4 protein-coding genes and 1 pseudogene are annotated in these 4,384 nt (G+C 35.6%); 1 reads left to right on the forward strand and 4 read right to left on the reverse strand.

Translation table 11 applies throughout. The features are described from left to right. Positions 1-162 precede the first annotated feature (162 nt). Positions 163-711 (reverse strand): 3D domain-containing protein, encoded by a 549-nt coding sequence (locus K9V48_RS27205; RefSeq protein WP_224142198.1) that lies wholly within the window; start codon positions 709-711, stop codon positions 163-165. A 393-nt stretch (positions 712-1,104) separates the two neighbouring features. Further along, entirely contained in the window at positions 1,105-1,227 is a 123-nt protein-coding gene (locus K9V48_RS29230; RefSeq protein WP_263432971.1) for a hypothetical protein, read from the reverse strand. Positions 1,228-1,585: 358 nt separating this feature from the next. On the opposite strand from K9V48_RS29230, the gene K9V48_RS27210 reads away from it, so the two are divergent. Beyond that, positions 1,586-2,437: a LysR family transcriptional regulator gene (locus K9V48_RS27210; protein ID WP_224142199.1), complete on the forward strand. Its 852-nt coding sequence runs from the start codon at positions 1,586-1,588 to the stop codon at positions 2,435-2,437. Positions 2,438-2,639: 202 nt separating this feature from the next. Here the strand turns inward: K9V48_RS27210 and K9V48_RS27215 are convergent, their stop codons facing one another. Beyond that, positions 2,640-3,395, reverse strand: a complete 756-nt coding sequence (locus tag K9V48_RS27215; protein WP_224142200.1) for a class I SAM-dependent methyltransferase — start codon at positions 3,393-3,395, stop codon at positions 2,640-2,642. Between the two features lie 541 nt (positions 3,396-3,936). Continuing rightward, positions 3,937-4,384 (reverse strand): annotated as a pseudogene (locus tag K9V48_RS27220) (hypothetical protein); the annotation flags it as partial.

Genomic DNA, 4,384 nt, shown 5'->3' on the forward strand with positions numbered 1-4,384 from the left:
GCAAAGAAGATAAGTGGGAGATAACTGCCCGTAAAGATCCGACGAACGATTGACGTCCAAGTCAGGCGAAGCCACAGGATGTGGCGTTCCTGAGCATGATAAGTCTCGCTAACCATCAGTGGGGGATAAAGCCCCCCCACTGATGGAAGTCTCACTTTATATTTACTTGTAAACTTTTACTTCTACTGTCTTTACGCCCCAATTAATAGCTTTTTGTTTTGATGAAATGAATACATCAATTTTATTTCCTTTAATAGCGCCTCCTTTATCACCAGCAATTGCTTCACCGTAACCTTCTACGTGAACCTTTGTGCCAAGTGGGATGACCTTCGGATCTACTGCAATGACTTTAGCAGAAGGGTTTTTCTTTAAATTTATCCCGGTTGCTGTAATGCCACTGCATCCTTCGCAATTCGCCGTGAATGCTGTAGCCTTTACTGTGATCGTTTGAGAAGAAGCTGTCTTTGTAGTTGAAGCCTGTTTAACTGTACTTGTTGTGTTCTGTACCTTTAACACTTGATTTGGTTTAATTAAATCACTCCCCAAATTATTCCAAGTTTTAAGCTGATTAACTGATATGTTATGTATGTTAGCGATTTTCCACAATGAATCTCCCTGTTTTACTTGATATGTATTAGCAGCCAATGAAACTTCGGAAAAACCAAATATCAGAAATGTTGCAGTCACAATCGTAATGAGCATTTTTTTCATTTGATCAGTCTCCCTTGTATTAAACTGTAATCCTAGATTAACAATTTAATATAACAGGAGAGTTTCAATATATTGGTATTTGTGTTACAAAATGGTTTCAAAAGGAAATTGAAGTTTAGATAGGCCTAGTGACAGGGTGGCTTCTCTTGTCAGAAGGTGATTCATCTCCCAGTTACTCATTGGGCTTTGCCCTTCCCATTCCTTGAGGTGGGAGATGAATCGCCTAAAATGATAAAAAAACTTCCCTTAAGGACGCAAGCAGGGAAGTCTAATTTATTTAGTTCACTTAATGCCGTTTATAGGTAATTATAAGAAGTTAGGTGCCCTTATTTTGTTGACACAACTGGGGATTTATGAGGCTTATAGAAACGAGTACAAAAAGAAATTTGATATTTAAGCAATATCGTAGAGCAAGGTCATCAATTCATCATAAGAGATATCAACGTCTCGTTCTTCTGTTTCTTCGCACAATTCTATACAAATTGTTTTAATATCGTCGAAATCAGCACAGGACATACTTTCCTCTCCTTTAATTCCAAGTAACATAAAAATACATGATCGGACGTTCTTAATTTGACAGACAGGTGCCTAGCCTCCTTTTATGAATCTTCTCTTTTATCAACTCTGCGTTTAACTTTGTGGATTGACAATAAAGTTGTTTAAAAGATAATAAAGTTGTGTAAAAACGGAAGTCTATACTAAAGGTTTTTATTAGTGTTGGCTTTAATATATACTGTACAATTAATTTAAGAATATTGAGAGTTTGAATATTCAACTGACGAGTAGGATCATGAAATTAGTCTATTCAATAATCAAGGTATATTAAATAATCTAATCTGAATCAGATTGCTAATTATAAAAGGTGGAAAAAGATGTGGAAATAGAATTACTAAAAACATTCCTATTAGCAGCGAAGAAAGAAAACTTTCGAGAAGTTGCAGAAGAATTGATGATGACACAATCAGCTGTTACAAAACAAATTCAAAAACTTGAAAAAGTATTGAATATCCAATTGTTTGATCGGGTTCAAAAACGAGTTACTTTAAATGCAAATGGCCATTATTTTTTACCACGAGCAATTCGGTTAGTAAAATTTGAAGAGCAAATAGTTCAGGAAATGAAAGCATTTCAAGCTGGATATTCTCAAAAAGTTTCTTTAGGAGTAGCCCCTCAAATTGCAAATTCTACGCTTCCTTTTATCATTCAGCATTTTAAACAGCTTCAACCAGATGTGATCATTCAAATTGACATCTTACCATCAAATGAGATTGGTGAGGCTGTTTTCCGACAACAAATTGATATCGGGCTATCGAAAGTTCCTTCTACTAGAGAGCTACTAACAACGATGATTGCAAATGAACCTGTTATGATTGTAGGTCCTCAACCATTCGATGCAGAGGATTTTCAATTATTAATAAAGAAATTTCCGATATATACACATGCATTTTCTCCTTATTGGGAGCAAATTGAACGTCATTTGCCAAGGGATTGCCAAATAGAAAGGCTGAACCAAACAGAAGTAATTAAAACTTTTATTAAACAGGGGATGGGTATTGCATTCTTACCCAAAAGTGTTGTCCAAACAGAAGTAGAAAAAGGAGAGCTTTTTGCGCAAATTCCCCAAATAGATGATGACATTTTTTCTGCGACATTCATTCATACTAAATACATCCATCCTTTATTTGACCGATTTATACAAGCATGTATCACTATATATAAAAAATGAAAAGCAGCTTAGATGTATGGAGTATCTAAGCTTCTATTTATTATAGAGTAAGAAAGTATAAGTTTTAATACTTAGTGTTGGTGTCTAGCTCCAGCACCTAGCTCCTCGAGTCATAAGCCAATCCGGAATTGAAGGTAAAGAACACCTTCTATTCCAAATCGTCTTATGCTAGTCGGAGCTGAACGAGGCGCTTGCGCTTTTCTTAAGGTTTTTGTGCAATGAAACGAAGGCGCCAATAATCAGCAACCCAACCATTTTCTTTATAAAGTTGAGGACGTAAAATACGTTCACATTCGCTATAGATTGCTTCTTTTTCATCATTCGTAAGATTTTTGAACATATTGTTACTGAACATTTCAAGCCAATTACGAATACCATCTTCTCCAACTAAAGGTGTTGGTCGTTCATAATGCTCGATTGTTGTTACATTAAAACCGGCGTTGATAAGATGCTCTTTCATTTCCTCTTTTGTTGGAAATACCCATGGAAATAAAGTGGCATCGTACAGAATTGATAGACGATCGGATGCTTCCTCTATGGCATCTACAATAGATTGAATATTATTTGCTCCACCTAATTCAGCGACGAAACGACCACTAGGAAGAAGAACATCATAACAATTTTGAACAACCTTCTGTTGGTTTTTCATCCAGTGAATGGCAGCATTTGAAAACACTACATGAAATTGAGGATCAAAAGAAAACTGCTCGCCATCTTGTACGCTAAAGTGGATATCAGGGTACTTCTCTTTTGCAGCTTCAATCATAGACTGTGCAGCATCAATGCCAGTAACAGTAGCGCCACTTTTTGAAATAGTATGAGCTAAATCCCCTGTACCACAACCAACATCTAAAATACGTTCTCCCTTTTGTGGATTTAGGAAGGAAACAAGATCTTCACCAAAATTTGAAACAAACTTGTGCTTGTTATCATAAAGTGTTGCATTCCAATCAGTCATTTATACCATCTCCCCAAAGTTGATACATTCAGATTATCATGTCAGATGAAGTTCAATCTAATGATTAATTAAACGATAATTGATTCCTAATAGGAATCACCCTATGTTTTATATTGCTTATGAAGTCTTAAATAATAGTTATTAGGGAGAGTTAAGTGTGTAAACACAGGATTACTTATTGAAGATAAAGGGAATTTAATGGAGTAACGAAAAATCTCAATTGCCCATTATTAAAATTGGGATTTTTATATTGAGATTCACAACGTATATTTTTAGACTGTATATCTGCCATCTATGTTCCAAAACTCGTCCTTTTCTGAACACACTTCTTTTTGAATTGAAAGGATCATTGTCACTTTGTAGGCTTCTGAAGAGAAAAGGTACACTTCTTTTTTGCTTCCTTCATCAATTTAAAAAGCTATTCATGAATCTTATGAATAGCTGACTGACATAACCTCAATATTAAATTTTGATTGATGTACTTGATAATTTTTCAGTGGCACCTATCAATAATAAAACCTTAGAGGATAATAAATATCCCCTAAGGTTTTAAAGTTATAATTGTGTCAGGATTTTTCAAATTTGTAGTCTTTAAATTCACATCAGCTTTTGTTTTCATCGTTAGCTCATGAGCTTTATTTACTGTCTTCTCAAGAACCAGATTTCGATCTTGTAAACTAGGTGTTTTCGGTTTAGGAACAATCGGCTTTGCTCCACCTGCGATAATACTAGCTAAACCTATACTACTCAACCAATGCTCTTTTGAAAAGCTTTCCTCCGGATTTATTGCTCCGTTTCCTAGGTCGAGTGTTCCCATACTTACATAATTGACAAAGTCATAGGGGGAATTCATCGCGACATTGGCTCTGTCTTCCATGCCTTGATAAAGGTCTTTGGCTGCGTCGAACGATCCAACGGTTATGTAATTTCCAAAATCGTATAAGGAATCGAGCTTCTTTTCGTTCCGAGCTTCTAGGCCGTCCCAAAAA

Source organism: Metabacillus rhizolycopersici, assembly GCF_020075705.1.

What these genes read in the sequence shown, in the direction of transcription:
- K9V48_RS27205 (WP_224142198.1), bottom strand. Translation starts at nt 711, where the DNA reads ATGAAAAAAATGCTCATTACGATTGTGACTGCAACATTTCTGATATTT.
- K9V48_RS29230 (WP_263432971.1), bottom strand. Translation starts at nt 1,227, where the DNA reads ATGTCCTGTGCTGATTTCGACGATATTAAAACAATTTGTATAGAATTG.
- K9V48_RS27215 (WP_224142200.1), bottom strand. Translation starts at nt 3,395, where the DNA reads ATGACTGATTGGAATGCAACACTTTATGATAACAAGCACAAGTTTGTT.